We start from the raw sequence: 26,896 nt of genomic DNA on the forward strand, positions 1-26,896 counted from the left end.
CGCTGAGTTTTTCAACCGTTTCGCATTTCATTTCGCACATCAATCACACGACTGGAGAATCCCAATGAGAAGAAAAGTGCTGACCACGTTCGCCGCGGCTGCGGTGCTCGCCTTCGGCGGTGCCCTTGCGCAGAGCGCACAAGCCGCCGACGCGCCGGGCGTCGCATTCGTCTACCTCGGCAACCCGGGCGACGCGGGCTGGACCTTCGCGCACGACGCCGGTTCGAAGGAAGCCGAGGCGAAGTTCGGCAACAAGATCAAGATCACGCGCGTCGAGAACGTGCCGGAATCGGCCGACTCCGAGCGTGTGTTCCGCGATCTCGCGAGCAAGGGCAACAAGATCATCATCGGCTCGAGCTTCGGCTATCAGGACTTCGAGCTGAAGGTCGCGAAGGATTTCCCCGACACCGTGTTCCTGCATGCGACCGGCTACAAGAAGGCCGCGAACTTCGGCACCTACGACGTGCGCATGTACCAGGGCGCGTATCTCGCGGGCGTCGCTGCTGGCTACGTGACGAAGACGAACACGCTCGGCTTCGTCGCATCGGTGCCGATCCCCGAGGTCGTGCGCAACATCAACGCGTACACGCTCGGCGCGCGCTCGGTGAATCCGAAGATCCATACGAAGGTCATCTGGATCAACAGCTGGTTCGATCCGGGCAAGGAAAAGCAGGCCGCCGAGACGCTGATCGGCCAGGGCGCCGACGTGCTCTTGCAGAACACCGATTCGAGCGCCACGCTCGCGACCGCATCCGAGAAGCACGTGCACGCGTTCGGCTGGGATTCGGACATGAAGAAGTTCGGGCCTGACGCGCACCTCGGTTCGGTGGTCGCGCATTGGGGCGTCTATTACGACGCTGCGATTCAGCAAGTGCTCGATGGCAAGTGGACGAACGCGCCGGTGTGGTGGGGCATTCCGCAGAAGGCCGTCAATCTCGAGGATCTGAACACGGCAGCGATTCCGGCGAATGCGCAGCAGGCGGTGGCCGCCAAGCGCGATGACCTCGCAAGCGGCAAGTGGGACGTGTTCACGGGCCCGATCAAGGATCAGACGGGCGCCGTGAAGGTGCCGGCCGGCAAGACGCTTGCCGATCCGGAATTGCAGCGGCTCAACTGGTATGTCGAAGGTGTAGACGGCGCGCTGCCGAAGTAAGCGCGCTTAGTTACCCTCGCGGCGTCGTTCACAACGGCGCCGCGCAGTTTTACCATTGCCGATGGCAACGGCTCATCCAAGGGCTGCGTCTTGAAGGGCGCGGCCCTTTTATGTTGCTCGTCAGTCATCGTGCGCGCTTGCCGCTCGATTTGCCGCACGCGCACGCGATGTGACGCTAATCGTCGATGCGCAGACCGACTTTGATCGTCACCTGCCAGTGAACGACTTTGTCGTTCTCGACATGGCCACGGGTGTCCGTCACCTGGAACCAATGCAGGTTGTGCAGCGTCTTCGACGCCTTCGCAATCGCGCAACGAATCGCGTCGTCGCTCGATTGCGTGGACGAGCCGGTGAGTTCGATCTGCTTGTAGACGTGGTCGCTCATGGTTGCCTCCTCCGTGTAGTGGTCATTTTAGAATGCCCCTCGAAGGGCTGCGGACTTTGTTCGACGGCCCGCAGATCGGTAACAATGCATACCGTTTCGAATGGCTTTCTTTCTGGAAAAAATGGCATGGATAGCTACATCGTTCCGGTCGAGCTGAAAAAAGCCCATCGGCTGATCAATCACGGCCCGACCGTGCTCGTGTCCGCCCGCTATGACGGCGTGGACAACGTGATGGCGGCGGCATGGGCGTGCGCGCTGGATTTCTCGCCGCCCAAGCTGACGGTCGTGCTCGACAAGACGGCGAAAACGCGCGAACTGGTCGAGAAAAGCGGCACGTTCGTGATCCAGGTGCCGACGGCCGCGCAACTGCAGCTGACGCACGAGGTGGGCACCGCGAGTCTCGCCGACGAGCCCGGCAAGCTCGCGCGCGCCGGCGTGGAGCTGTTCGGCATCGACGGCCATGACTTGCCGTTCGTCGCGGGATGCTCGGCGTGGCTCGCGTGCAAGCTCATTTCCGAACCCCACAACCAGCAGACGTATGACCTGTTTATCGGCGAAGTCGTCGGGGCGTGGTCCGATACGCGCGTGTTCGCGTCGGGTCATTGGCACTTCGAGAGCGCGGACCCTGCGTGGCGCAGTCTTCACTACGTCGCCGGCGGCCACTTCTACGCGATCGGCAATCCGCTGACGGCTCGCGGAAGCGAGCCGGTCGAATGAGCGAGATGGTGGCCCGTCGAGCGAAATCCGTCTCGAGGTATGTCCGATAGCGACCGGTACGATCGGCTCCGGTCATAGACGTTTACGAAGTCGAGGAGTGGGAATGGAAATTGGATTTTGCGGCCCCGGGCTCATGGGCGCGCCGATGATTCGGCACTTGCTGCGCGCGGGTCATACCGTGTGGGTCTGGAACCGGACCCGCGCGAAGGCCGAGGCGCTGGCTGCCGACGGCGCGCATGTCGTCGATACGCCGCGCGAGCTGGTGTCGCGCGTGGAAGCGGTGTTCCTGTGCCTGACCGACGCGCATGCGGTCGAGGAAGTCGTGTTCGGCATCGGCGGCGTGATCGGCGAGGACACGGCGGACGCCGGTGCGAGCCGCGTGCGCTGGATCGTCGACCATTCGAGCATTCCGCCGTCGGCCACGCGCGCGTATGCCGAACGCGCCGCAATCGCGGGCGTGGGCTGGGTCGACGCGCCGGTATCGGGCGGCGTCCCGGGCGCCGAGGCGGGCACGCTCGCGGTGATGGCGGGCGGCCGCGCGGACGATGTCGCGGCGCTCACGCCGGCCATTCGCGCCTACGCCGCGCGCGTCACGCACATGGGCGAGGCCGGCGCCGGCCAGACGACCAAGCTGTGCAATCAGGCGATCGTCTCCGCGACGATCGCGGCGATCGCCGAAGCGGTGAACCTCGCGCAACTCTCCGGCATCGACGCCGCACGTCTCGCCGAAGCGCTCGCGGGCGGATGGGCCGATTCGACGCTACTGCAGACGTTCGTGCCGCGCATGACGGGCACGGGCTTTGCGCCGATCGGCGCGCTGAAGACGTATCAGAAGGATGTCGACACGGTGGCCGATGCCGCGCGCGAAGTCGGCGCGGCGATGCCGGTGTCGGGGGCGGTGCAGCAGGTGCTGCGGCTCGCGGGGGCGATGGGTCTGTCGGACGCGGACTTCGCCGCGTTCATCGACGTGGTGCGGCCCAAGCGCTGAGCCGGCCGGTGAAGCGTTTCTAGCGATGCCTGGTTAACGGAGCGAACTACCAGAACGAACTACCGGAACGAACGCGGCGCCGCGTCTCCCGCATCCTGGCGCCGTGTGCCGCGCCGCACGGCGCCTGCACCGAACTCGGGCAAAATCCGCGCCCGCGCGCGGCTCGCGAACACGAGAAAACCGAATCCGTTGGCTTCGTACCAGTACCCGCCGTTTTCGAGCCCGTCGAGCGGCTGCTCGAGCGCGTTCGCAATCGATTCGATGCAGCGCCGGTGTAATTCGTCGATGGCCGGATAGGGCGGTTGCGCGCCGCGCACGCTACAGAGCAGCACATCCAGACCGGGCAGCACGTGGGCATAGAGAACTGGTTCGTCCTGGGCTCGCGCACGCGCGATCTTCGTATCGAGCTGGCCGAACGGCTTGAAATGACGCAGCACAGCGAGGAACGATTCCTCGTTGTCCACTCGCGCGCGCCTACGCTTTTTCGGGAAGGACATAAAAATTCGCCTGAAAAAGGATTGCAAGAAACACAGCGTCCTCATGCGACCACTCCCGGCTTCGCGCGCCGCACGTCGATCTTTTATAGCATACGAGAATGGCGGATTCACGGTGATTCGATGTCTCGCCCGTGCTCCCCGGATGCTCGCACGCTGCCTGCCGAATCGCCGCGGATCGCGCTCCCTGCTGTATTCGGCGTGTGTCTCAATAATAGGCCTGAGTTTCGTCCGCGTGCGCTTTCACGACATAAAAAAGCCATCTTTCTGTGCGGAGTCGCTTCTATTGGCTCCGTAGTAATATCTCAAAACTGCATCGATAATAGGCCGGTCCGGGCTCACGCGCGCCTGGTGCGCCGCCATGCCCGCGCGCGATCAGCGCCTTGCGGCTTCTTGGCTCAACTTCCGTATCGGCCAGCGGGCGGCTCATGCGTTGCGTGCGCGTCAAGAGGGTTGCCGAGGGCACATGAAACTGTTCACCAAAGGTTTGTTGCTGATTGCCGTGCCGAGCATCGTCGAGCTTGCGTTGCTCGGCGTATTGTTCGAGACGCAGGGGCAGGCAGCGCAGGCCGCGCTGTGGGCGTCGCGCAGCAAACAGGTGCTCTATCAGGCTTCCACGATCATGGATCCGCTGTTGCGCCAGGCATCGCGCCTGCGCGCGGCGATCATCGTCGACGATGCGTCGTTCATCGACCAGCACGCCGTCTGGATCGACTTGAATGACCGGCTCGCGCAACTGCAAAGCCTGGTCGCCGACAATCCGCTGCAGCTCGATCGCGTGCGCCGCATGCGCGAGGCGGTCGACGTCTACCGCGCACAGACCAATCAGGTTTACGAGGCCCTCTCCGACGGCGAGCGTCCGATCGTGCTCGCGGCCTTCGAAGGCACGCCGCTGCCGCCGCAAATCCAGGAGTTTCGCCAGCAGCTCGATGCGTTCATCGTCGAGGAATCGCGTCTCGACGGCGAGCGCAGCCAGGCGCTCGCAGCCACGCGCGACGAGCAGCGCAATGCGCTGATCGCGGCCGTCGCGGGCTCGATGCTGATCTGGGGGCTGGCGGCGCTCGCGCTCGCGGGCAATATCGGGCGGCGGCTCGGGGCGTTAACGGCCAAGGCGGAGCGCCTGGGGCGCGGCCAATCGCTCGGCACGCCGGCCTCGGGCGACGACGAGATCGCGCAGCTCGATGCGGTGCTGCACCAGACCAGCGAGCGGCTGCGCCAGGCCGAGGGCGAGCAGGCCGCGCTGAAAGACAAGTTGGAGGCGCGCGCCGAGGAGCTGACGCGTCTGAACGACGACCTGCGGCAGCAGACGCAGGACAACGAGATGTTCATCTACAGCGTGTCCCACGATTTGCGCTCGCCGCTCGTGAACCTGCAGGGTTTCTCGCGCGAGCTGCAGGTATCGTGCGATGAATTGCGCACGACGCTCGACGGCGCGCACGTGAGCGCGTCCGACCGTGCGCGCCTGGCGGAGGTGCTCGACGGCGACTTGAGCGAATCGCTGCACTATCTGCGCACCGCTGTGGCGCGCTCGGCGTCGATCATCGACGCGCTGTTGCGCATTTCGCGCGCCGGCCGCCTCGAATACCAGTGGCAGCGCGTCAACGTGGGGCGTGTGGTGGAGCGCATCGTCGAGCGGCTGCAGCCGACGCTCGACGAGCGCGGCGCGGCGCTCGAAGTGGCCGAGCTGCCACCGGCCTGGGGCGATGCGGGCGCGGTCGAGCAGATCTTCAGTCACCTGATCGGCAACGCCGTCAATTATCTCGATCCTGATCGGCCCGGCCGCATCGAGATCGGCACGCTTGACGCGCCCGAGGGCGAGGAGCCGGTCGAAGGCGGTGCGCAAGAGGCCGGCGCCGCGGTATTGACCGCCACAGCTCCGGCTGCCGCGGCGACGGCCGCCGTGGCATTGGCTGCGTCAGGGACGACTGCGTCGACGCCCGACGGCCCGCCGATGCGGACCTACTATGTGCGCGACAACGGGCTCGGCATTCCGGCCGCCTGCATGCCGAAGATGTTCAACGCATTCCAGCGGCTGCACGGCGACGTCGCGAAAGGGGACGGCATCGGCCTCGCGCTCGTGCGGCGCATGACCGAGCGGCATGGCGGGCGTGTCTGGGTCGAATCGGCCGAAGGCGCCGGCGCGACGTTCTTCGTCTCGCTGCCCGAGCAGCCGATGCGCGCGCCGTCATGACGAGCGCGCCGTGAAGACAAGAAGACGCAACGACAAGACCAACATGACCGACGAAGTCTCGTTTCCCGAACCGGCCCATGTGCTCGTCGTCGATGACGACGAGGGCATTCTGCGGCTCGCCCGTAAATCGCTCGAACGCGCGGGCTGCCGCGTGTTCGCGTGCGCGACCGTGAACGCCGCGCGCGAGTGCATCACGAACGACGCGCCCGATCTGCTCGTGCTCGATTATCAGTTGGGCGGCGCCGAAACGGGGCTCGATTTCTTCCGCCGTCTGCGCACCGAGGGGGTACGGCTGCCGGCGATTCTCGTCACCGGCTTCGCCGACGAATCGCGCGTGATCGAAGCGCTGCGCGCCGGTATCTCCGACGTCGTGCCGAAGTCCCAGGGCTATCTCGACTATCTGCCCGAGGCGGTCGAGCGTGTGCTGTCGCAAGTGCGGCTGCAGCGCGCGTCGGCGGAAGCGGCGCTGTTGCGCGAGCGCGAGCTGTTTTACCGCAGCTTGTCGGAGGCGCTGCCGCACCTCGTGATGACGTTCGACGCGAACGGCGATTGCGATTTCCAGTCGACCCAGTGGTACGAGTACACGGGCTTGGACGTCGACCTGTCGCGCGGTCTTGCATGGCTCGACGCGGTGCATCCCGACGACCGCGAGGAGATCCGCCGCACCTGGCTCGAGACGGTCCGCATGGACGCGTCCGACTACCGCCACGAGTTGCGCGTTCGCTCGCGCGACGGTAAATACCGCTGGTTCGACGCGCGCATCGTCGCGGTGCGCAACGCGGCCGGCCGCGTGAACAAATGGTTCGGTAGTTGCACCGATATTCATTCGCAGCGCGAGACGATCGAGGACCGCGAGCGGCTGCTCGCGGCCGAGCAAAGCGCGCGCCAATCCGCGGAAGAGGCGAATCGCGCGAAGGACCGCTTCCTCGCGATGCTCTCGCACGAGCTGCGCACGCCGCTCACGCCGGTGCTGGCCGGCACGCGCCTCTTGGAGCTCATGGGCGACTTGTCCGAGGCGGCGCGCTCGAACGTCAAGATGATTCGCCGCAACATCGAACTCGAGGCGCGGCTCATCGACGACTTGCTCGACTTGACTCGGGTCGCGAACGGCAAGCTGCGGCTCTCGCTCGAAACGGTCGACGTGCATGAGGTCATCGACTCAGTGCTCGATCTGTTCCGCAGCGAAATCCAGGTCAAGCAGCAGGACGTCCATATCGACAAACGCGCGGCGAATCACCATGTGCTCGCCGACCGCGCGCGTTTGCAGCAGATGTTCTGGAACCTCGTGCGCAACGCCGCGAAATTCACGCCGGACGGCGGCCACATCTACGTGCGCACGCGCGATTCGCGCATGCAGGTGGAGATCGAGATCGAAGACACCGGCATCGGCATCGCACCGGAGCAGATCGGCAAGCTGTTCAAAGCGTTCGAGCAGGGCAGCCAGACGATGACGCAGCAGTTCGGCGGCCTCGGGCTCGGCCTGGCGATCACGAAGGCGCTGACCGACGTGCACGGCGGCACGGTCAGCGCCGCGAGCCCGGGGGCGCACTGCGGCGCGACCTTCACGATCATGCTGCCGACCGCGCCCGAGCCGCCGCGCGAACCGGCGCCGGCCGTAGCCGCCGAGCGCCGCGCGGAAGAGCGGCTCGCGATCCTGTTGATCGAGGACCATGAGGACACGGCCGAGGTCATGGCGCAATTGATCCGCGGGCTCGGCCACGACGTGACCGTCGCCGGACGCGTGGCCGACGCGCTCGCGGCGGCGCACGCCGCGGTGTTCGACCTGATCGTGAGCGACGTGGGCTTGCCGGATGGCACGGGGCTCGATTTCATCGGTGCGTTCCGCGAGCGCTCGCAAGTGCCGGCGGTCGCGCTGACCGGCTTCGGCACCGACGACGACGTGCGTCGCTGCCTTGCTGCGGGCTTTACGTCGCATCTGACGAAGCCCGTGAACTTCAGTCAGCTCGAAGAGGTGATCCAGAGCACGGCGAGCGCGAAGGCGCAGGGGATGAGCGGCGCGGCGCCTGCGTGACGCCGCGCGCGTCAGTCTCGGATGTGAGTCGCAGTCAGCGCGGCGAATTTTTCAGCGAATCGCGGATCTCGCGCAGCAGCAGCACGTCTTCCGGCGTGGCCGGCGGCTCGGCCGGGGCAGCCTCGGCCGGTTTGCGCAGGTTGTTGATGAACTTCACCATCATGAAAATGATGAACGCGAGGATGATGAAGTTGATCAACACCGTGATGAACGAGCCATAGCCGAACACGGCGACGCCGGCCGTCTGCAGATCCTTGTACGACTCCGGACTGCCCTTGAAGCTCGCGGGGATGTCGCCCAGGCGGATGAACTTGTTGGAGAAGTCGAGCCCGCCGGTGGCCACGCCGACGATCGGCATGATCAGGTCTTTGACGATCGAGTTGACGATGGTCGAAAACGCGCCGCCGATGATGACGCCGACCGCCAGGTCCATCACGTTGCCCTTGAGGGCGAATTCCTTAAATTCTTTGACGATGCTCATAGGTGGCTTCCTCCGTGATGATGAACCGCACGCGGCAGCGCCCGGCAGGCCGCCCGTGCGTTGGCGGTCATGATAGCGAAGGGAGGCGGCGCAGGCGAAAACTTTTTTCGAATAAGCCGCCAGGGCAGGAGAGTCTATCCTCGGTAGCCGATCCGCACGCCGCCCCAATGCCGCCCGGCGACGAGAATCGGCGCTGAGGCATCTTTCATCATCGCGAAGACGCCGCCGCCCATGTCGCGGCGGTACGTCTGCAGCAGGAATGGCTTCGTATGCGAGCCGGCGGCGAGGCCCGTGCGGTCGTTGAAGAGGCGGCGGTTGCGGCAGTTCGCGGCGTTCCACACCGGGTCCGGACCTTGCGGTTGCGAGAACTTGCGGTTGTGCGTGGGCAGGTAGCCGCGCACGTCGACGGCCGCGCAGAACGCGACCCGTTCGTCGAGCGCGAGAAGCGGCTCCTGGATCGCGGGCAGCACGCGGTCGGTGAACGCGGTGAAACGCGTGAGGAACTGCGGCGGGTTCGTGTTCGGGATCGGCGCGTAGGTCTCGTCGAAGAGATCGCTCAGCATGATCTCGCCGCGCTCCACGGCGCGCTCGAAGACCTTCGCGATGGCTGCTGCCGTCTCTTGCGCGGCGGCGATGAAGCGCGAGTCGGGCGTCTCGACGCCGGTCGCGGCGGTCAGCTCGATCAGCGTCTCCGAAACCGACAGCAGGCTGCCCAAGCGGTCTTTCGCGCGCGCGAAGTTCTCGCTCGAATCCTCGACGCCGCTCGCCATCTCCAGCACCTGGGCTTCGAGGCCGTTGCATTGCGATTCGATTTCGCCGGTGAGCGTCGCGATCTCTTCGGCCTGCCCATGAAGCTGTGTGATCGCGTGGCCGGTCGCCTGCACGACGTCGCCGATCATCCGCGTGCCGTCCTTCACGCGATGCGCGCGCGCCGTGTTCTCGGTGCCTTCGGCGATCAGGCGATCGGTCTGCTGCGTGAGTTGCGCGAGCGTCGTTTCGATTTGCGCGGTGGCCTGCGCCGTCTTGCTCGACAGATTTTTCACTTCGGCCGCGACCACCGCGAAGCTCTTGCCCGAGTCGCCGGCACGCGCCGCTTCGATCGCGGCGTTCAGCGCGAGCAGGTGAGTCTGGCGGGCGATCAGCGAAATTTCTTCTGACACCTTGCTCACGTGCGCGAGCGCGGCGCGCAGCGAGCCGATCTGGCTCTCGATGACCGTCACGCCTTCCACGAGCCCATGAATGTCGGCGAGCGCGGCGTCCAGCGTCGCTTGCGACGCGCCGACTTCGGACGATGCCTCGGCGCTCACGACGCGCACCTGCCGCGCCGCTGCGGCGATCCGGTGGTTGCCCTCCATCGTCACCGCCGCGGATTCGCGCAAGGTCCGGCAGACCTGCGCCTGACCCGCGACGCGCGCGGCGACTTCGTCGACGTGCCCGGACACGTCGCAGATCTCGATCGAGAGCTTGCCCGCCTGCGCGGCGATGTCGCCGACGAGCGAGTTCGACTTGGCAGGGCGGAGAAAGCTGAAGCGCCGCATGGTGAGTAGTCTCCTTGGTGGCCTGGCGGGCCCGCTTGTTGTCATGTTTTCGTGCTTTTTCACGGTGGATGCGGGCTCTCTACATCGTATTTACGGCAGCTTTTTGCATGACTTGAGGGCGCTGAAACGCTAGAGACTTTCGTGCATTGCGCAATCGCGTGGAAACGCATAGATTGGGCGCCGCAAACATGCTCGCACGCACGACGCCGCCCATCAAACCGCTCGCAGCAGGCCGTGTCCGCCAACCCAGACGCTCCGTCAGAGAGCGCCCCGTGCGCGCAGACCACTACGGAGGGGAACGTGCGCCGCCTCGCTCAGGGCGCGGCCGCACGCCGATTGCCATGTTCAAACGCTTCACGATACGCGGCGGGCTCACGCTCACGATTGCGGGCTATACGCTCGCGCTGATTGCCACGATGGCGGTCAGCATGCTCGGACTCCAGCAAAGCAACGGGGCGCTCGAGCAGATGTACGCCACCGACACAGCCGCGCTCACGCATCTCAAGACGAGTTCCGAGCGCATGCTCCAGGTGCGCCTCGCGCTTGGCAACTTCGAGACGCTGTTTTCGATGGGGCGCGCGAGCGACGATTTGTTGCCGAAGGCGCACGGCGTGCTGAAGGACAGCGACGACAACTGGGCTGCGTATCTGTCCAAGTCGCGCACGGGTGAAGAGGCGCATCTGTCCGACGCGGTGCAGGCCGCGCGCGCCGCGCTCGTCTCGCAGGCAATCGAACCCGAGTTCCAAGCGCTCCAGCAAAACGACTTCAACACGTTCCGCACCATTCAGGCGCAGACCGCCGATGCGCTCTACGCCCGCTACGCTCAAGCGATGACGGCGCTCGAAGCGCTGCAGGTCGCGCATCAAAAAGCACGCTATGACGACGCGCAGACGCAGTTCCATCGGCTTTTGATCGCCGCGGCCGCGATCGCCGTGGCGGCGTTCGTGATCGGCGTGTTTGCGCGCGCGGCGCTCGTTGCGGCCGTCGTGCGGCCGATCGACGGGGCCGTGCGCCACTTCGAGCGCATCGCGGCCGGCGACCTGACGGGCGCGGTCAACGTGGCGCGCAACAACGAAATGAGCCGCTTGTTCTCGGGTATCGCGAGCATGCAGACCGCGCTTTCTTCGACCGTCGCGCAAGTGCGCGGCGGGTCGGCGGCGATCACGCACGGCGCGCGCGAAATCGCGTCCGGCAACGCCGATCTGTCGCAACGCACCGAGGAGCAGGCGGCGTCGCTGCAGCAGACCGCATCGAGCATGGAGCAATTGACGTCGACGGTGAAGCAGAACGCCGATCACGCGAAGCAGGCGAGCGAGCTGGCGTCCGATGCGTCTCAGACCGCCGCGCGCGGCGGCGAAGTGGTCGGCGAAGTCGTGCGCACGATGAACGAGATCGCCACGAGCTCGAATCAGATCGGCGATATCATCGGCGTGATCGAAGGGATCGCGTTCCAGACCAACATCCTCGCGTTGAATGCCGCGGTCGAAGCGGCGCGCGCAGGCGAGCAAGGGCGCGGCTTCGCGGTCGTCGCGGGCGAGGTGCGCAGTCTCGCGCAGCGCAGCGCGAGCGCCGCGAAGGAGATCAAGGCGCTGATCGTCGCGTCGGCGGACCGGGTGGAGGCGGGCGGAGCGCTCGTCGCGCGCGCCGGTTCGACGATGGACGAGGTCGTCGCGTCGGTGCGGCGTGTGACCGACATCATCGGCCAAATCAGCTCGGCGTCGACCGAGCAATCGACAGGGATCGAACAAATCAATCGTGCAGTCGCGCAAATGGACCAAGTAACGCAACAGAACGCCGCGCTCGTCGAGCAAGCGGCAGCGGCCGCGGCCTCGCTCGAGGAGCAGGCGGCGCAATTGGATGCGGCGGTGGCCGTGTTTCACGTAGGCGAGCACGCGGCCGATCCGCCGCGCTTGGCCGCGCCTCGCCGCCTGCTCGCGTGATCGATCCGCCAAGCGCCACAGGCTGGGATCAGCTCGTCAAGTTGTGGGAGCTGATCGTGCTGGTGATCCGGTTTCTGTGGCGCTTGCTGCAGCTTTTGGGGGGACGTTGATCCTCGCTGCAGATCCAGACCGCTTGCGGTAACGTTCCTCGTCAGCACCCAGATCCAGCCGACCGAGGACCCCGCCGATGACCAACGACTCCACCCAACGCTTCACCGACCGCGTCGCCGACTACGTCAAATACCGGCCGACCTATCCGCGCGAGATCGTCGAATTCGTGCGCGACACCTGCCAGCTCGCGGCTGACGCGCGCATCGCCGATATCGGCGCGGGCACCGGCATCTCGGCGAAGCTCTTTCTTGACGCGGGCCATCCGGTCGTCGCCGTCGAGCCGAACGATGCGATGCGCCAGGCCGCCGATCGGTGGCTCGCCGGCTTCATCGGTTATCGCAGCGTGTCCGGCACAGGCGAAGCGACGACGCTGCCCGATGCGAGCGTCGATCTCGTCATCGCCGCGCAGGCGTTTCACTGGTTCGATCCGCCGGCCGCCAAACGCGAGTTCGCGCGGATTCTGAAACCGGGCGGCTCGATCGCCTTGATCTGGAATTTCCGGCGCGTGACGGGCACCCCGTTTCTCGAAGACTACGAAGCGCTGCTGCGCCGCTATTCGCTCGACTACGCGCAAGTCGCTGACCGCTATCCGGGCGATGAGCCGATGTCAAAGTGGTTCGGTGAGGATTTCGTGAAGAAGGGCATGTTCGACAACGTCCAGCGGCTCGACTTCGACGGACTCAAGGGGCGGCTCGCCTCGTCGTCGTATGCGCCGAAACCTGGGCATGCGAACTACGAGCCGATGCTCGCGGCACTGCGCGAGCTGTTCGACAAGGATGCGAAAGACGGCTTCGTCGATTTTGTCTACGACACGCTCGTGTACGTGGGACGCAAACCGGCTTGAGCGGCGAGCGGGCACAGGGCGCGGCGTGTCGATCATCGCGTTCGTTACTTCATCGCGAGGCCGCGCTCACTGCCCGAATCGATCGAAGTGATAATCGGCCGCGCGCACGCGCCGCGTGCGCCGCCGGAACGTGAACGTGAAGCCGGGCCATAGCTGGGTGTTCTTGCCGCTTGTCGACAGATACCAGCTATGACAGCCGGTGGCCCACACCGAGCGTCGCGTGTCGTGCTGCAGCCGCTCGTTGAACGCGCGCTGCACTTCGTGCTTGAGCGACATCGTGCGCGCGCCGCGCCGGCGCATCGCGCGCAGGCAATCGGCGATGTACGCGATTTGCGACTCGATCATGTAGATCAACGAGTTGTGTCCAAGGCCCGTGTTCGGGCCCGTCAGCATGAAGAAGTTCGGAAAGCCCGCAATGCTCGTGCCGAGATACGCCTCGGGGCCGTGCTGCCGCCATAGCGCATCCAGATCCGCGCCTTGCGCGCCGATCACTTCAAATGGCGCGCCGCCGGCCTCGCCCATCTGAAAACCCGTGCCGCAGATGATGGCGTCGACGGGGTAGTGCAGGCCGTCATCGGTCACGACGCCGTCGGCGACGATCTCGCGTATCGGCGTAGTCACGACATCGACGTTGGGCTGGCTCACGGCCGGATAGTAGTCGCGCGACAACAGCACGCGCTTGCAGCCGAACGTGTAGTTCGGCGTGAGCTTCGCGCGCAGCACCGGGTCGGGGACGCGCCGCTCCAGGTAGCTCAGGCTGAACTTCGTCGGCCACTTCATCAGCTTCGGATGCGCGACGAAAGCTAGCGCGCGCGACTCGTGCTGCCAGTAGAGCGCATGGCGCACCAGACGCTGCGTGAACGGCAGGCGCTTGAAAAGCTGCTGCATGCGTTCGGTGAGCGCGCGATCGGGCTTCGGCATGATCCACGGCGCGGTGCGCTGGAACAGATGCAAGCGCGCGACGAGCGGCTGGATCTTCGGCACGAACTGAATCGCGCTCGCGCCGGTGCCGATCACGGCGACCGTCTTGCCTTCGAGCGGATAGTCGTGATCCCAGCGCGCGGAATGAAAGAGCTTGCCTTCGAAACGCTCGATGCCATCGATGCGCGGCAACGCCGGACGCGAGAACGCGCCGCTCGCGCATATCACGATGTCCGCTTCGATACTCGCCGGTTCCTGAGCTCCGCCGCCACTTCGTAGTTCAAGCAGTTCAAGTTGCCACACGCCTCGCGCGTCATTGAAGCGGGCCGAATTCACACGGGTGTTGCAGCGAATGAACGGCTCGATCCCGTACTTGCGGGCGCAGCCTTTGAGGTAGGCGAGGATTTCGTGCTGTTGCCCGAACGCGCGCGACCACGACGGGTTCGGCTCGAACGAAAACGAATAGAGATGCGAAGGAATATCGCAGGCGGTACCGGGATAGGTGTTGTCGCGCCAGGTACCGCCGATGTCGCCGGCCGCCTCGTAGACCTTAAACGACGTGATGCCGAGGCGTTTCAAGCGGATCGCCATGCCGATGCCGGCAAAGCCGCTGCCGACGATCGCAATGCGCGGCGATGGATGCTGCTTCACGTATCGGACCAGCCGCCCGAATCGTCGTTGCTGCCCATGTCGACGCCGCCGCCGCTGTTGTCGTCCCAGTTGTTCGAGCCCGTGCCGAAGTCGACGCCGCCATCGCCGCCTTGGTTGCCGCTGGCTTCGCGACGGCGCGTTTCGTCGTCGACGATCACGTCGCGCTCGACCACGCGGTCACGGTTGCCCGACAGCGCTTCGCCAAGCAGCACGCCGGTGAGCAGGCCGCCCATGCCGCCGCCGAAGCCGCCACCTTGCTGCACGACCACTTGCGGCTGTTGTTGCGGGGGATACTGAGGCGGATAGGGCGGCTGTTGCGACTGGCCGAAGCGCTCGGCTTCCTGCGCATAGGCGGACTGTCCGGGCGCGGGCGCCGCGTTCGGATCGGGCCGTCCTTCGGCGCGCGCCTTGAGGCTCGCCACCTGCTTTTCGAGGTCTTCGATCTGGTACGGCGGCACCGGGTTCTTGCTGTTCGAGAGCGCTTCGACGAGATCGCGCAACTGGTTCTCCGCGCCTTCGACTTCATTCGTGAGCGCCTCATGCCCCGGCGCCGTCGAAAGACGCACGTCGAGCTTGAGCGAGCGCACCGCGTTCAGCAACTCGGTCGCGCGCTTCAGTTGGGCGCGGCGATCGTCGTCGGCTCGGCCGTCTTCGGTCGAGCGGGCGCGGCGCAGCGTCCAGCGCAGCACGAGCGCGATCACCACGAACAGCAGCACGATGCCGATCCAAGCCGCCATCGACGGACCATGCCGCTCGCTCGTTTGCGGCAGCGCTTGCGTTTGCGTGAACGGATTCGACGTGCTCGACGTCACCGAGGAACGCGGCTGCGTCGTCACGCTGCCTGCGTTCGCGTGTGCCTGGATGCGAGCCTCGACCTGCGCGAAATTCGTCGGATTCGTGAACCGGATTTGCGGATCGAGCGTCTTCGCCTGCTGGATTTGCGCGAGCGCGTCGGCGTAGCGTCCCTCGCGATCGAGCACTTGACCGTAGAGGTAGTGCGCGTGCGCGTTGTTCGGATGCGCTTCGAGCACCTGGCTCAGTTCCGTATCGGCTTGCTGCCAGTTGCCCTGCGCCATCGCGCGCTCGACCTGCTGCGCGCTCGGCACGGCAAACGCCGCGGCCGATACCAGCATCAGCGACATTCCAGCGGCTGCGAGAAATTTCTTCATGATGCGGACCGGGCGCGAGCGCCCGTCTCCATGTCAGTGCGTGCCGGGCCGCCCCAAGCGCACTGACTGCCCCCTCGGGGGGAGCGAACGTAGCGAGCGTGGGGGCAGTTCCATTTCAATCGACATATTCATGCGACGGGCATCGCGTGCGAAAGTTCTGCGAGGCCGATGCCCGGAGGTAAATCGGCTGACGCATGCAGCGTCAGCGATGACGGCATGACGTCAGTGCGGCGTCATTCCGCCGGCGTATTCAACTGCTTTTTCAGCGCTTCGAGACGATCTTCCACCGACGGGCCGTGGTTCAGCGCGGCGAGCTTGTCGTCGAGCGCCTTGCCGCTGGCCGTATCGGCCGAATTCAGACGCGCATCGGAGCGCGCGTTTTGCAGCGTGACCTTGTCTTCGAGCTTCTGAAAGTCTTCCGACAGGTTCTTGCCACCGATGCCGCCAAGCGCGGTCGCGGCGACGTCCTTCGCCTGCGCGATTTCCTGCTTCGCCTGGAGGATGTTCGAGCGCGCGTTCAAATCGTTGCGGCGCTGGCGCATGTCGGCGATCTGCGACTTCAATTGATCGACCGACGGTTCGAGCTTGGCGAGTTCGCCCGCGAGCGCGTCGCGCTCGGCTTCGGCATTCGACTGCGCCGCGAGCGCTTCGCGAGCCAGACCTTCATCGCCCGATTGCAGCGCGCGCTTCGCGCCGTCTTCGTACTTCTTCGCCTTTTCAGCCGCGACATCGCGCTTGCTTTGCTGCGTGGCGACCTGCGCTTCGATCTCGATCAGCGAGTTTTCCGCCTTGGCGATGCTCTCGTCGAGCTCGCGCACGATCTGGCGCGCATCGCGCGACGGGTCCTGCACGGAATCGGCAGCGTCGTTCAAAAGACCTTTGACCGTGCGCGAAATGCTATCGAAAAGCGACATGAATTCCTCCGTGGATTGAAATCGGCCCCTAAGCCGAATAGCGCTGCGAGCAATCGATACTCTACGCGGGGTGCCCGTGCGACGCGGATGTCGGGGCAGGCGGGCGAATTGCAATAGTCATGTATCCATTTTATGAGGATGCCGTGACTGTTGCGCGTGAGTCCTGTGCGCAAGCGCCTACGCTATGGGTGCTTTACGCGGCGGATATTACAGCATGCGCTCGCTTAAAGAACGCTTAAACACATGTTGCGAATCGATTTCAGCGGATGACGAAATGCTGGAGTTTTTGTGTCGCGTAAATAAGCCAGGGGAGCGGGGAAAATACGCGACGCAATCAAGCATGAAAAACGAATGCTTTAACGAATTGCGGCTTAAGTGTGTTGCCGATGCTTTCGATTCTGAAAGGATGTGTGTCAAGCGAACCCGCCGCCATCGCCGGCGGAGCCTGCACCGTCATCGTCAGCCGAATTAGAGGTCACTTCGGAGCCGGAACCATCGGCATTGACCGGCGCTTTTGGCGTCGCCGCTTTCGCTCGTGAACGCGTCTGCTCCGCTGCTTTTTTCGACGTCACTCTTTCGACCGCCTCCTGTGTGAAGCGGGTGTCGTCGTTGGCCTTGGCGAGCGCTTGCGCGACCGACGCGCCAACCGATGTGCGCGGCGGCTTGCCGTCGCCAGGCGTCTCGCCCCGCATCTCGCCCGAAGCCGTCGGCACGACATGACGCCCGGCAGGCGCGGCGTTCGCCACGCGCCGCAGCGTCTCGTTCAGCGCATTCGGGGCTTGAGGGACATGAAGACGATCGACGATGCTCGCCGCCTTGACCTGATCGCCGGTCGCATCGAACTCGAGCACGGCGCGCCGGATCAATTCACTGACGCTGATTCCAAGCCGCTGCGCGCTCGTCGAGATAGCAAGTTTCTGCGCAGGCGTGACGAAGATGACGATGCGTTCACTGGACTTATTCATGGGCGGCTCGCTGGCATTCGTTCGAGACGGAAGCGCTTGACGTCATGCGCCTGGGGGCGGGCGGCGCAGAACCGTTTCCATCATAAGGCGAGAACCGGAGGCGCGAAACGTGCAGCCCTTGAAATGTCTGCACGATCAATGAGTTGATGACGTTGTCTGACTTTTTTCCACAGGGCTTTCAACATATTCTGTTGATAACTTAGGCCGATTTCGCGGCTATGTGCGCCATCTAGCGATTGGACGGCACAGGGTCCGAACGCTAGGGAATTCTTACAAAAAAAGTTCGTTGTCAACCTTCGGGTTTTATTAAAATGCGCTGTTGCATTGCACAGCTTGGCGTGGTGCAGCGGCTTTGCCGGGGGGCGGGCGCTGCGGGGCAGTCTCGAAAACGCGACCGGCCAAGCCTGACAGACACGCCACGCACGACGCCATGACGTCACGATCACGATCCACACGCGCGAGATACCGGCGCGCAACCGGCGCGGCACGCCGCGTCCACCTTTCCAGTCATGCCTATCATTAAACGACCGCAATCCTCGCACGAATCGGCAGACGACCGAGATTCCAACCGACGCAACACCGAACGCTCATCCGCGCCTCGCGGCCGCTCACTCGGCGCGAGCATCGCGCTCACGTTCATGGGTCTGTTCGCGACGCTCGCCGTGGTCGGCGCGCTGATCGTCGGCTATGCGCTCGTCGTGATGGCGCCGCAGCTGCCGTCGCTCGATGCCTTGACTGACTATCGGCCGAAGGTGCCGTTGCGCGTCTACACCGCGGACCACGTGCTGATCGGCGAGTTCGGCGAAGAGCGCCGCAGCCTCGTGCGCTTCCAGGACATTCCGGATCTTCAAAAGAAAGCGGTGCTGGCGATCGAGGACTACCGTTTCTACGAGCACGGCGGCGTCGACTTCATCGGCATTCTGCGCGCGGGCCTCACCGATTTCATGCACGGCGGCGCTTCACAGGGCGCGAGCACGATCACGATGCAGGTCGCGCGCAACTTCTTCTTGTCGAGCGAGAAGACGTACACGCGCAAGATCTACGAAATGATGCTGGCGTACAAGATCGAAAGCGCGCTCACGAAGGATCAGATTCTCGAGCTGTACATGAATCAGATCTATCTCGGCGAGCGCGCGTACGGCTTCGCCGCCGCGGCGCGCGTCTACTTCGGCAAGGACCTGAAGGACATCTCGCTCGCTCAGGCGGCGATGCTTGCGGGCTTGCCGAAGGCGCCGTCGGCGTACAACCCGATCGTCAATCCGAAGCGCGCGAAAATCCGTCAGGAATACATCCTGAAGCGCATGCTCGATCTGAACTACATCACGCAGGCTCAGTACGACGAAGCGGTCAAGGAGCCGATCCATACGAAGGCTTCGGGCAACGAGTACAGCGTGCATGCCGAGTACGTCGCTGAAATGGTCCGTCAGCTCATGTACGCGCAATACAAGGATGAGACCTACACGCGCGGCCTGACGGTCGTGACGACCATCGATTCGGGCGATCAGGACGCCGCCTATCGCGCGGTCCGCAAGGGCGTGATGGACTACGAGCGGCGCCACGGCTATCGCGGCCCTGAAGGCTTCATCCAGCTGCCGGGCGACGCCGACGACCGCGATCAGGCGATCGACGATGCGCTCGCCGATCACCCCGACAACGGCGAAATCGTCGCGGCCGTCGTGACCGAGGCGAGCCCGACTGCGGTGACCGCGCAGTTCGTCGACGGCACGTCGGCGACGGTGAAGGGCGATGGCCTCAAGTTCGTCGCCTCGGCACTGAGCCCGCGGGCGAACCAGGCGCAGCGCATCAAGCCCGGTTCGATCGTTCGCATGATGCCGGGGGCGAAGGACGGCGATTGGCAGATCACGCAATTGCCGCAAGTGGAGGGCGCGCTGGTGTCGCTGACGCCGCAAGACGGCGCGATCCGCGCGCTCGTCGGCGGCTTCGACTTCAACAAGAACAAGTTCAACCACGTGACGCAGGCATGGCGCCAGCCGGGCTCGAGCTTCAAGCCGTTCATCTATTCGGCCGCGCTCGACAAGGGGCTCGGGCCGGCGACGATCATCAACGACGCGCCGTTGTTCTTCCCGCCGAGCACGCCGGGTGGTGACGCGTGGGAGCCGAAGGACGACGATCAGCCTGACGGTCCGATGCCGATGCGCGTCGCGCTCGAGAAGTCGAAGAACCTCGTGTCGATTCGCATCCTCTCGTACATCGGCACGAAGTACGCGCAGGACTACGTGACGCAGAAGTTCGGCTTCGACGCGGACAAGACGCCGCCGTACTTGCCGATGGCGCTCGGCGCGGGTCTCGTGACGCCACTGCAGTCGGCGGGCGCGTATAGCGTATTCGCGAACGGCGGCTATCGGATCAACCCGTATCTGATCGCCGAAGTCGACGACGCGCGCGGCCAGCCGATCTCGAAGGCGCAGCCGATCGTCGCCGGACAGAACGCGCCGCGCACGATCAGCGCCGCGAACGACTACATCATGAACAGCCTCCTGCATTCGGTCGCGACGTCCGGTACGGGCGCAGGCACGAACGTGCTGAAGCGCTCGGATCTCTCGGGCAAGACGGGTACGACCAACGACGCGAAGGACGGCTGGTTCGCAGGCTATCAACCGACGCTCGTCGCAGTCGCCTGGATGGGCTACGACCAGCCGAAGAGCCTTGGCAGCCGCGAATTCGGCGCGCAGCTCGCGCTGCCGATCTGGGTCGACTACATGGGACGCGCGCTGCGCGGCGTGCCGCAGCAGCCGATGCCGATGCCCGATGGCGTGACGACCGTCGAAGGCGAGCTGTATTTCGCGGACATGGTGCCGGGCAACGGCTTCGTCGCGAGCATCGGTCTCGACTCGGGCAATGCGCTGGCGGCGGCGAGCGATGCGGTGGGCAGCATCGGGCCGGCGGGGCTTCAGACGCCGTCGGTCTCGCAAGGCGAAAAGCAGCAGATCATGAATATGTTCGAGGACAACAAGCCTTGATCTGAGCGCGCGGAGAGAATCCGCGCCAGGGAATGGGGAATAGGAAAAGGCCCGCGATGCGCACGCTTTTGCGCATCGCGGGCCTTTTGTTTGTCAGGGGAAGAATTCGTTGCGCGCTCAACCACTTACGCAGTTAGCCCAGAGCTTATCAACAGCCCTGTCAACAAAATCTGTGGATAAGGGGAAAACTCGTGCGCCGCTGTGCTGCGCGCAATCGCGCGTCAGGGCTTGGCGCTTTCGATCTGCGCCGCGAACGTCACGGGGTCCGTATTGGTCCCGCACAACAGCACGCCGACACGCTTGCCTTGCAGCGTCTCGCGCAGCGGCCCGAGCAAGGCCGCCGTGGCCGCCGCGCACGCGGGTTCCACCGCGAGCTTGAGATTCGCGAAGAGCTTGAGCATCGCCGAGCGCAGCTCGTCGTCCGATACGGTCACGAGGCGGTCGATGTGCCGCCGGCATAGCTCGTAGCTGTATTGCTCGGTGTACGGCGCCATCAGCGAATCGGCGATCGTGTGCATCGGCCCCATCTTGACCGTGTGATTGGCGGCGAAGCTCTTGCCCATCGCATCGGCGCCCTCGGGCTCGACGCCATACACGTGCACGCGCGGATTCGCGAGGCGCAGCGCCGTCGAGACGCCGGCCGCGAGACCGCCGCCGCCGATCGGCAGAATCACCGCGTCGAGATCGGGCGTTTGCGTGGCCCATTCGTAGCCGAGCGTCGCTGTGCCGAGCACGGTGCGGTAGCCGTTGAACGGATGCACGTAATAGCGGCCTTCTTCGGCTTCGATACGGCGCACGAGTTCGAATGCCTCGGCGGGCGTATCGGCCGTCACGACTTCCGCGCGATATTGCTTGCACAACGCGATGCGCGAGGAGCTCGCCGTGCGGAAGGTCACGACTTTCGCGCTGATGCCGAGGCGCATGGCAGCGTACGCCACGGCCGCCGCGTGATTGCCGCCCGAGACGCAGGTGACGCCGGCGCTGCGTTGCGCGGCGTCGAGCGCCAGCAGGTTCGTGAACGCGCCGCGGGCCTTGAAGCTGCCGCTTGCCTGGAGCAGTTCGAACTTGAAGTTGACGTGCGTCCCTTCGAGCGACGGAAAGTCCTGACGTTCGAACACCGGCGTGCGCGTGACCCAGGGTGTGAGCGCGAAGTGCTGCGTGGCGATCGCATCCAACGTGGGGATCGGTTCGCCGTCTATCGTGTGATTCGTGTGCTGCGGCGTGGCGGTGGACATGGGCGTGGGCGTGTCTCGATTCGTGGGAGATCGGCGGTGCTCGGTCTAACCCGCGCACGCGTTACGCGTGCGCCTCCACCGACATGCTGTGGATGAACTTGCGCAAGAAATTCTCGCAGGCGACCAGTTGCTCGAGTTCGACGTACTCGTTGGGCTTGTGCGCCTGTTCGATGTTGCCGGGGCCGCAGACGATGCTCGGCACGCCGGCTAGCGCGAAGAGGCCCGCTTCGGTCCCGTAGGCCACCTTGCGCTTCTCTTGATTCGCGGTGAGCGCACGCACGAGCTGCGTGATCGCGGCTTGTTCCGACGCGTCGAGACCAGGGGCCGCGGCGATCTTCGAAAACTCGATTGCAGCGTTCGGATGCTCGCGCTGCATCTGCGGCAGCAGCGTGCTCTTCGCGTAGTCTTCGATGCGCTTGAAGATCGGCTCGGGGTCGAGCGTCGGCAGATTGCGGAATTCGAACGCGAAGCGGCACTCGGCGGGCACGGTGTTGAGCGCGTTGCCGCCTTCGATCGTGCTGGTCTGCGCGGTCGTGAACGGCACGTCGTATTGGTCGTCGAACGGACCTTCCGCGCGGAAGCGATCGGCCATGTCGCGGATGTAGCAGATCAGGCGCGCGGCGTATTCGATGGCGTTCAATCCCTTCGGCGTCAGCGACGAATGCGCCGCGTGGCCGCGCACGCAGCATTGGTACGCGTTGATGCCCTTGTGCGCGATGATCGGGCGCATGCTCGTGGGCTCGCCGACGATGCAGCCGTCGGGCCTCACGCCGCGTTTTTGCAGATCGGCAATCAGGAGCGGCGCGCCGGCGCAGCCGATTTCCTCGTCGAACGACAGCGCGAAGTGAATCGGCTTCGCGAGCTTCGTCGCCTGCATCTCGGGCAGGAGCGCGAGTGCGGCGCCGATGAAGCCTTTCATGTCGCAGGTGCCGCGGCCATAGAGCCTGCCGTCGCGCGTTTCCGGCTTGAAAGGGTCGCTGTCCCATTGCTGGCCGTCGACCGGCACCACGTCCGTATGCCCCGACAGCACGATGCCGCCGTTCGTTTCGCCGTCGTGCGCGGGCACGGTGGCGAACAGGTTCGCCCATTGGCCGCGTGCGTCGTGCGTGAGCGTCGCTTGGATTCCGCGCTCGCGCAAGGCGTCGCGCACCGTTTCGATCAGGCCCAGGTTCGGCAGGCGGCTCGTTGTATTCATCGATACGAGACGCTCGACCCAAGGCAGGCTGACGGGCGACGAATCGGAAGAGGCGGGGGAGGAGGGCTGCGGATGCGAGGAAGCGGGGGAGACGAGATGCGCCGTTTCAGCGATCTGTGACATGAGGGGACTCCAGCTCATTAGTCTTTCGATCATACCGAAAAATCAGTGCGCGCCAAAGCGGTGGCGAGGCGCTTGCGCGCGGTGGCGAACGCTCCTTGCGCGGCGAGCGAGGTATAACGTTTGCGGGCAGCTGGGAGTTTGCGTCGGGCGGCGATCCGTGGGGCGGCCATCCGTAAGGCGAACTGGGCCGCGGGGCGGTGCGGCAACGCGCAAACAAGCCCCTTCCACGCACGCGGCTGACGGAAGGGGCCCGAGGTTGGCAGCGCGCTCAGCGCGCCGCGGCAGCCGCTTGCGCGCCTTGCTTTGTCGGCGTGCCGAGCGCGCGCAGCGTCTCCTTGACAGTCGAAACGCGCACCGCGAGATCGGGGCTGCGCGTTTCGATGCGCAGCTTGTCCTGGCCGGCGAGCTTGATGTGCTTGTGCTTCTGCACCATCTCGATGATCCGCATCGCGTCGATCGGCGGGTTCGGGATGAACTGCAAGCCGATCACGGTTTCGCCCGCGTCGATCTTCGAAATGCCGAGCGGCTTGGCCGCCAGCCGCAACCGGTGCGTTTCGATCAGCGCGTGCGCCTGTTGCGGCATCTTGCCGAAGCGGTCGATCAGCTCTTCCTGGATATTGTCGATCGCATCGTTGTGCTCGCAATTCGCGAGACGCTTGTAGAGCGACAAACGCTCCTGCACGTCGCCGCAGTAATCGGCGGGAAGGATCGCCGGCGCATGCAGGTTGATTTCGGTGGTGGCGGCGAGCGGCGCCGTCAAATCGGGCTCGCGGCCCTCCTTGAGTGCCCGCACGGCGTCGTTGAGCATGTCGGTGTAGAGCTGGAAGCCGATCTCCTGGATCTCGCCCGATTGCTTGTCGCCGAGCACTTCGCCGGTACCGCGAATTTCCAGGTCGTGCATCGCCAGATAGAAGCCCGAACCGAGCTCCTCCATCTGCTGAATCGCTTCGAGCCGGCGCTGCGCCTGCTTCGTGAGCGCCTGCGGATCGTGCACGAGCAGGTACGCGTACGCCTGGTGGTGCGAGCGCCCGACGCGCCCGCGCAATTGGTGCAATTGCGCGAGACCGAACTTGTCGGAGCGATGAATCAGGATCGTGTTCGAGCTCGGCACGTCGATGCCGGTCTCGATGATGGTCGTGCACAACAGCACGTTGGCGCGCTGCGCCACGAAATCGCGCATCACGCGCTCGAGCTCGCGCTCGTGCATCTGCCCGTGCGCGACGGCAATGCGCGCTTCGGGCACGAGTTCTTCGAGCATCGCGCGGCGGTTCTCGATCGTCTCGACCTCGTTGTGCAGGAAGTAGACCTGGCCGCCGCGCTTCAATTCGCGCAGCATGGCCTCGCGGATGACGCTCTCTTCCTCGCGCCGCACGAAGGTCTTGATCGCGAGCCGCTTTTGGGGCGCCGTGGCGATCACCGAGAAGTCGCGCAGCCCTTCGAGCGCCATGCCGAGCGTGCGCGGAATCGGCGTCGCGGTCAGCGTGAGCACGTCGACTTCGGCGCGCAGCGCTTTGAGCGCCTCTTTCTGGCGTACCCCGAAGCGATGTTCCTCGTCGATGATGACGAGGCCGAGCCGCTTGAACTGCACCTCCGACGACAGCAGCTTGTGCGTGCCGATCACGATGTCGACGCTGCCCTCGTTGATCTGCGAGATCGCCTGGTTCACTTCCTTGCCCGACTTGAAGCGCGACAGTTCGGCGACGCGCACCGGCCAATCGGCGAAGCGGTCGGAGAAGGTTTGCGTGTGCTGTTCGGCGAGCAGCGTCGTCGGCGAAAGAAGCGCGACTTGCTTGCCGCCCATCACGGCGATGAACGCGGCGCGCAGCGCGACCTCGGTCTTGCCGAAGCCGACGTCGCCGCAGACGAGCCGGTCCATCGGCTTGCCGCTCGTCATGTCGCCGATCACGGCGGCGATCGCCGCCGCCTGATCGGGCGTTTCCTCGAAGCCGAAGCTCTCGGCGAACTTCACGTAGTCGCGCGGATCGAGCTTGAACGCGTGACCTTCGCGCGCCGCGCGGCGTGCGTACAGGTTCAGCAGTTCGGCTGCCGTATCTCGAATCTGTTGAGCGGCTTTGCGCTTCGCTTTTTCCCACTGGCCCGAGCCGAGCGAGTGCAGCGGCGCGCTTTCCGGATCGGCGCCGCTGTAGCGCGAGATCACGTGGAGTTGCGCGACCGGCACGTAGAGCTTGCTGTCGCCCGCGTATTCGAGGTGCAGGAACTCGGTGTCGCCTTCGCCGAGGTCCATCGTCACGAGACCCATGTAGCGGCCGATGCCGTGCTGCGAATGGACGACCGGGTCGCCGACTTTCAGCTCCGACAGATCGCGCACCATCGAGTCGACGTTGCTCGCCTGCTCCTGGCGGCGCCGTCCGGCGCGCCGCGCGAGCGGGCCGTACAGTTCGGTCTCGGTGATGATCGCGTAGCCTTCGCCCGGCAGTGCGAAGCCGTTGGCGAGCGGCGCGACGCCGAGCGCGAAACGCTCGTCGCTGGTCAGCCAGTTTTCGAAGCTGTCGCTCGACGTGGGGCGCAGATGGTTTTCGGCAAGCAACTGCGCGATGGTCTCGCGGCGGCCGGCGGATTCGGCCGCGAACAGCACGCGGTTCGGCGTCGTGTCCAGATAGGCGCGCAGCGCGAGAACCGGATCGTCCGCGTGGCGGTCGATCGCGAGATTCGGCAAGGGGGTCGCCCATGCGCCGTCGCCGCTCGCGGGCAGCACGAGGCGCCCGAACGGCTTCGCCAGCGTGTAGAAATCGTCGTCGGTCAGGAACAGGCGCTGCGGCTCGAGGATCGGCCGCTCGCGGTCGTGCGACAGGAAGTTGAAGCGCTGTTTTGTATCGGCGGTGAAGCGCCGAATCGCGCTATCGAGATCGCCGACGAACGCGAGCTGCGCGCGTTCCGGCAAATAGTGAAAGAGGGTGGCCGTTTCGTCGAAGAAAAGCGGCAGGTAATACTCGATGCCCGCCGACGGCACGCCATTGCCGATGTCCTTGTAGATCGTCGAGCGGCTCGGGTCGCCTTCGAACTCCTCACGCCAGCGGCTGCGAAACGCCGTGCGCGCCGCTTCGTCGAACGGGAATTCGCGGCCGGGCAGCAGGCGCACGTCGCCGACCGGATAGAGGCTGCGCTGCGTGTCGGGATCGAACGCGCGGATCGAGTCGACCTGGTCGTCGAACAGGTCGATCCGGTACGGCAGCGGCGAGCCCATCGGATAGAGGTCGATCAGCGAGCCGCGCACGCAGTACTCGCCGGGGCGCACGACCTGGCTCACGTGCTCGTAGCCCGCGAGCGTCAGTTGCGCCTTGAGCTTCGTCTCGTCGAGCCGTTCGCCCTGGGTGAACGAAAACGTATACGCGGCGAGAAACGCCGCCGGCGGCATCCGGTAGAGCGCGGTCGTGGCGGGCACCAGCAGGATGTCACAGCGCCCCTCGCCGAGATCGTGCAGCGTCGCGAGCCGTTCGGACACGAGGTCCTGGTGCGGCGAGAACGTGTCGTACGGCAGCGTCTCCCAATCGGGCAGCACGCGGATGCGCGCGTTCGGCGCGAAATAGGCGATTTCCTGCGCGAGCCGCTGCGCGTCGACGGCGCTCGCGCAGACAACTGCGAGAAGCGGCACCTCTTCACGCCAGCTCAGGTGATAGCGGGCGATCAAGAGCGCGTCGGACGAGCCATGCGTGCCATCGAAGGCGAAACGCGTGCCGGCCTTGACGAGCGCCACGGGCGAGGAAGACGACGAAGACGGTGCGGCGTTTGGGGACATAGATGAAGAGGTGCGGCCGTTAATACTGGCAAAACTCACAGACGAAACTCGCAAGCGAACTCACGCGCAAAACGCTCGCTGGCGATCCGAGGGCGCTGGAGCTCGCGACCC

The 26,896-nt window shown here is 65.1% G+C and carries 19 protein-coding genes; 8 read left to right on the forward strand and 11 right to left on the reverse strand.

All coding sequences use genetic code 11. The features are described 5' to 3' along the window. Positions 1-64 precede the first annotated feature (64 nt). Positions 65-1,153: a BMP family ABC transporter substrate-binding protein gene (locus AAHK20_RS02945; RefSeq protein WP_449179919.1), complete on the forward strand. Its 1,089-nt coding sequence runs from the start codon at positions 65-67 to the stop codon at positions 1,151-1,153. Positions 1,154-1,328: 175 nt separating this feature from the next. On the opposite strand, the gene AAHK20_RS02950 is transcribed toward AAHK20_RS02945, so the two are convergent. Continuing rightward, on the reverse strand, positions 1,329-1,538 hold the full coding sequence (locus AAHK20_RS02950; RefSeq protein ID WP_449179920.1) for a dodecin: 210 nt from the start codon (positions 1,536-1,538) through the stop codon (positions 1,329-1,331). A 126-nt stretch (positions 1,539-1,664) separates the two neighbouring features. Between AAHK20_RS02950 and AAHK20_RS02955 the strand changes: the two genes are divergently transcribed. Together AAHK20_RS02955 and AAHK20_RS02960 are read left to right on the forward strand one after the other, a co-directional pair. Then, on the forward strand, positions 1,665-2,255 hold the full coding sequence (locus tag AAHK20_RS02955; RefSeq protein ID WP_449179921.1) for a flavin reductase family protein: 591 nt from the start codon (positions 1,665-1,667) through the stop codon (positions 2,253-2,255). A 103-nt stretch (positions 2,256-2,358) separates the two neighbouring features. Beyond that, positions 2,359-3,243: an NAD(P)-dependent oxidoreductase gene (locus AAHK20_RS02960; protein ID WP_449179922.1), complete on the forward strand. Its 885-nt coding sequence runs from the start codon at positions 2,359-2,361 to the stop codon at positions 3,241-3,243. 59 nt (positions 3,244-3,302) lie between these two features. Here the strand turns inward: AAHK20_RS02960 and AAHK20_RS02965 are convergent, their stop codons facing one another. Continuing rightward, positions 3,303-3,785 carry a hypothetical protein gene (locus tag AAHK20_RS02965; RefSeq protein ID WP_449179923.1) on the reverse strand — a complete coding sequence of 161 codons (483 nt, stop codon included), beginning with the start codon at positions 3,783-3,785 and terminating at the stop codon, positions 3,303-3,305. A gap of 418 nt (positions 3,786-4,203) precedes the next feature. Between AAHK20_RS02965 and AAHK20_RS02970 the strand changes: the two genes are divergently transcribed. Both AAHK20_RS02970 and AAHK20_RS02975 read left to right on the forward strand, forming a co-directional pair. After that, positions 4,204-5,928 (forward strand): sensor histidine kinase, encoded by a 1,725-nt coding sequence (locus tag AAHK20_RS02970; protein ID WP_449179924.1) that lies wholly within the window; start codon positions 4,204-4,206, stop codon positions 5,926-5,928. Positions 5,929-5,971: 43 nt separating this feature from the next. After that, positions 5,972-7,960, forward strand: coding sequence for a hybrid sensor histidine kinase/response regulator (locus AAHK20_RS02975; RefSeq protein ID WP_449180054.1), 1,989 nt, complete (start codon positions 5,972-5,974; stop codon positions 7,958-7,960). A gap of 34 nt (positions 7,961-7,994) precedes the next feature. Here the strand turns inward: AAHK20_RS02975 and mscL are convergent, their stop codons facing one another. Together mscL and AAHK20_RS02985 are read right to left on the reverse strand one after the other, a co-directional pair. Then, on the reverse strand, positions 7,995-8,441 hold the full coding sequence (gene mscL, locus AAHK20_RS02980; RefSeq protein WP_449179925.1) for a large conductance mechanosensitive channel protein MscL: 447 nt from the start codon (positions 8,439-8,441) through the stop codon (positions 7,995-7,997). A 134-nt stretch (positions 8,442-8,575) separates the two neighbouring features. Continuing rightward, positions 8,576-9,979, reverse strand: a complete 1,404-nt coding sequence (locus AAHK20_RS02985; RefSeq protein ID WP_449179926.1) for a methyl-accepting chemotaxis protein — start codon at positions 9,977-9,979, stop codon at positions 8,576-8,578. Between the two features lie 341 nt (positions 9,980-10,320). Here AAHK20_RS02985 and AAHK20_RS02990 point away from each other — a divergent pair, with 341 nt between their 5' ends. Beyond that, entirely contained in the window at positions 10,321-11,919 is a 1,599-nt protein-coding gene (locus tag AAHK20_RS02990) for a methyl-accepting chemotaxis protein (RefSeq protein ID WP_449179927.1), read from the forward strand. Positions 11,920-12,106: 187 nt separating this feature from the next. Further along, positions 12,107-12,874 carry a class I SAM-dependent methyltransferase gene (locus tag AAHK20_RS02995; protein WP_449179928.1) on the forward strand — a complete coding sequence of 256 codons (768 nt, stop codon included), beginning with the start codon at positions 12,107-12,109 and terminating at the stop codon, positions 12,872-12,874. Positions 12,875-12,940: 66 nt separating this feature from the next. On the opposite strand, the gene AAHK20_RS03000 is transcribed toward AAHK20_RS02995, so the two are convergent. The 4 genes from AAHK20_RS03000 to AAHK20_RS03015 all read right to left on the reverse strand — a co-directional run bounded on the left by AAHK20_RS03000 (position 12,941) and on the right by AAHK20_RS03015 (position 17,494). After that, positions 12,941-14,446, reverse strand: coding sequence for a flavin-containing monooxygenase (locus tag AAHK20_RS03000; RefSeq protein WP_449179929.1), 1,506 nt, complete (start codon positions 14,444-14,446; stop codon positions 12,941-12,943). Beyond that, positions 14,443-15,615, reverse strand: a complete 1,173-nt coding sequence (locus tag AAHK20_RS03005; protein ID WP_449179930.1) for a tetratricopeptide repeat protein — start codon at positions 15,613-15,615, stop codon at positions 14,443-14,445. Before AAHK20_RS03005 ends, AAHK20_RS03000 begins: the two co-directional genes overlap by 4 nt. A gap of 233 nt (positions 15,616-15,848) precedes the next feature. Beyond that, a complete protein-coding gene (locus tag AAHK20_RS03010) occupies positions 15,849-16,529 on the reverse strand; it encodes a PspA/IM30 family protein (RefSeq protein WP_449179931.1) in 681 nt (226 codons plus the stop codon). Between the two features lie 413 nt (positions 16,530-16,942). Further along, entirely contained in the window at positions 16,943-17,494 is a 552-nt protein-coding gene (locus AAHK20_RS03015; protein ID WP_449179932.1) for a plasmid mobilization protein, read from the reverse strand. Between the two features lie 509 nt (positions 17,495-18,003). On the opposite strand from AAHK20_RS03015, the gene AAHK20_RS03020 reads away from it, so the two are divergent. After that, on the forward strand, positions 18,004-20,475 hold the full coding sequence (locus AAHK20_RS03020; protein WP_449179933.1) for a penicillin-binding protein 1A: 2,472 nt from the start codon (positions 18,004-18,006) through the stop codon (positions 20,473-20,475). A gap of 221 nt (positions 20,476-20,696) precedes the next feature. On the opposite strand, the gene AAHK20_RS03025 is transcribed toward AAHK20_RS03020, so the two are convergent. The 3 genes from AAHK20_RS03025 to mfd all read right to left on the reverse strand — a co-directional run bounded on the left by AAHK20_RS03025 (position 20,697) and on the right by mfd (position 26,785). After that, on the reverse strand, positions 20,697-21,710 hold the full coding sequence (locus AAHK20_RS03025) for a threonine/serine dehydratase family protein (protein WP_449179934.1): 1,014 nt from the start codon (positions 21,708-21,710) through the stop codon (positions 20,697-20,699). A gap of 61 nt (positions 21,711-21,771) precedes the next feature. Further along, positions 21,772-23,028: an acetylornithine deacetylase gene (argE, locus tag AAHK20_RS03030; RefSeq protein WP_449179935.1), complete on the reverse strand. Its 1,257-nt coding sequence runs from the start codon at positions 23,026-23,028 to the stop codon at positions 21,772-21,774. A 268-nt stretch (positions 23,029-23,296) separates the two neighbouring features. Next, positions 23,297-26,785 (reverse strand): transcription-repair coupling factor, encoded by a 3,489-nt coding sequence (gene mfd, locus AAHK20_RS03035; RefSeq protein WP_449179936.1) that lies wholly within the window; start codon positions 26,783-26,785, stop codon positions 23,297-23,299. Positions 26,786-26,896 lie beyond the last annotated feature (111 nt).

This window comes from Trinickia camelliae, assembly GCF_053525655.1.

Bases quoted from the DNA above. Each gene is read 5' to 3' on its own strand.
- AAHK20_RS02945 (WP_449179919.1), top strand. From the start codon at position 65: ATGAGAAGAAAAGTGCTGACCACGTTCGCCGCGGCTGCGGTGCTCGCC.
- AAHK20_RS02950 (WP_449179920.1), bottom strand. From the start codon at position 1,538: ATGAGCGACCACGTCTACAAGCAGATCGAACTCACCGGCTCGTCCACG.
- AAHK20_RS02955 (WP_449179921.1), top strand. From the start codon at position 1,665: ATGGATAGCTACATCGTTCCGGTCGAGCTGAAAAAAGCCCATCGGCTG.
- AAHK20_RS02960 (WP_449179922.1), top strand. From the start codon at position 2,359: ATGGAAATTGGATTTTGCGGCCCCGGGCTCATGGGCGCGCCGATGATT.
- AAHK20_RS02965 (WP_449179923.1), bottom strand. From the start codon at position 3,785: ATGAGGACGCTGTGTTTCTTGCAATCCTTTTTCAGGCGAATTTTTATG.
- AAHK20_RS02970 (WP_449179924.1), top strand. From the start codon at position 4,204: ATGAAACTGTTCACCAAAGGTTTGTTGCTGATTGCCGTGCCGAGCATC.
- AAHK20_RS02975 (WP_449180054.1), top strand. From the start codon at position 5,972: ATGACCGACGAAGTCTCGTTTCCCGAACCGGCCCATGTGCTCGTCGTC.
- mscL (WP_449179925.1), bottom strand. From the start codon at position 8,441: ATGAGCATCGTCAAAGAATTTAAGGAATTCGCCCTCAAGGGCAACGTG.
- AAHK20_RS02985 (WP_449179926.1), bottom strand. From the start codon at position 9,979: ATGCGGCGCTTCAGCTTTCTCCGCCCTGCCAAGTCGAACTCGCTCGTC.
- AAHK20_RS02990 (WP_449179927.1), top strand. From the start codon at position 10,321: ATGTTCAAACGCTTCACGATACGCGGCGGGCTCACGCTCACGATTGCG.
- AAHK20_RS02995 (WP_449179928.1), top strand. From the start codon at position 12,107: ATGACCAACGACTCCACCCAACGCTTCACCGACCGCGTCGCCGACTAC.
- AAHK20_RS03005 (WP_449179930.1), bottom strand. From the start codon at position 15,615: ATGAAGAAATTTCTCGCAGCCGCTGGAATGTCGCTGATGCTGGTATCG.
- AAHK20_RS03010 (WP_449179931.1), bottom strand. From the start codon at position 16,529: ATGTCGCTTTTCGATAGCATTTCGCGCACGGTCAAAGGTCTTTTGAAC.
- AAHK20_RS03015 (WP_449179932.1), bottom strand. From the start codon at position 17,494: ATGAATAAGTCCAGTGAACGCATCGTCATCTTCGTCACGCCTGCGCAG.
- AAHK20_RS03020 (WP_449179933.1), top strand. From the start codon at position 18,004: ATGCCTATCATTAAACGACCGCAATCCTCGCACGAATCGGCAGACGAC.
- AAHK20_RS03025 (WP_449179934.1), bottom strand. From the start codon at position 21,710: ATGTCCACCGCCACGCCGCAGCACACGAATCACACGATAGACGGCGAA.
- argE (WP_449179935.1), bottom strand. From the start codon at position 23,028: ATGTCACAGATCGCTGAAACGGCGCATCTCGTCTCCCCCGCTTCCTCG.
- mfd (WP_449179936.1), bottom strand. From the start codon at position 26,785: ATGTCCCCAAACGCCGCACCGTCTTCGTCGTCTTCCTCGCCCGTGGCG.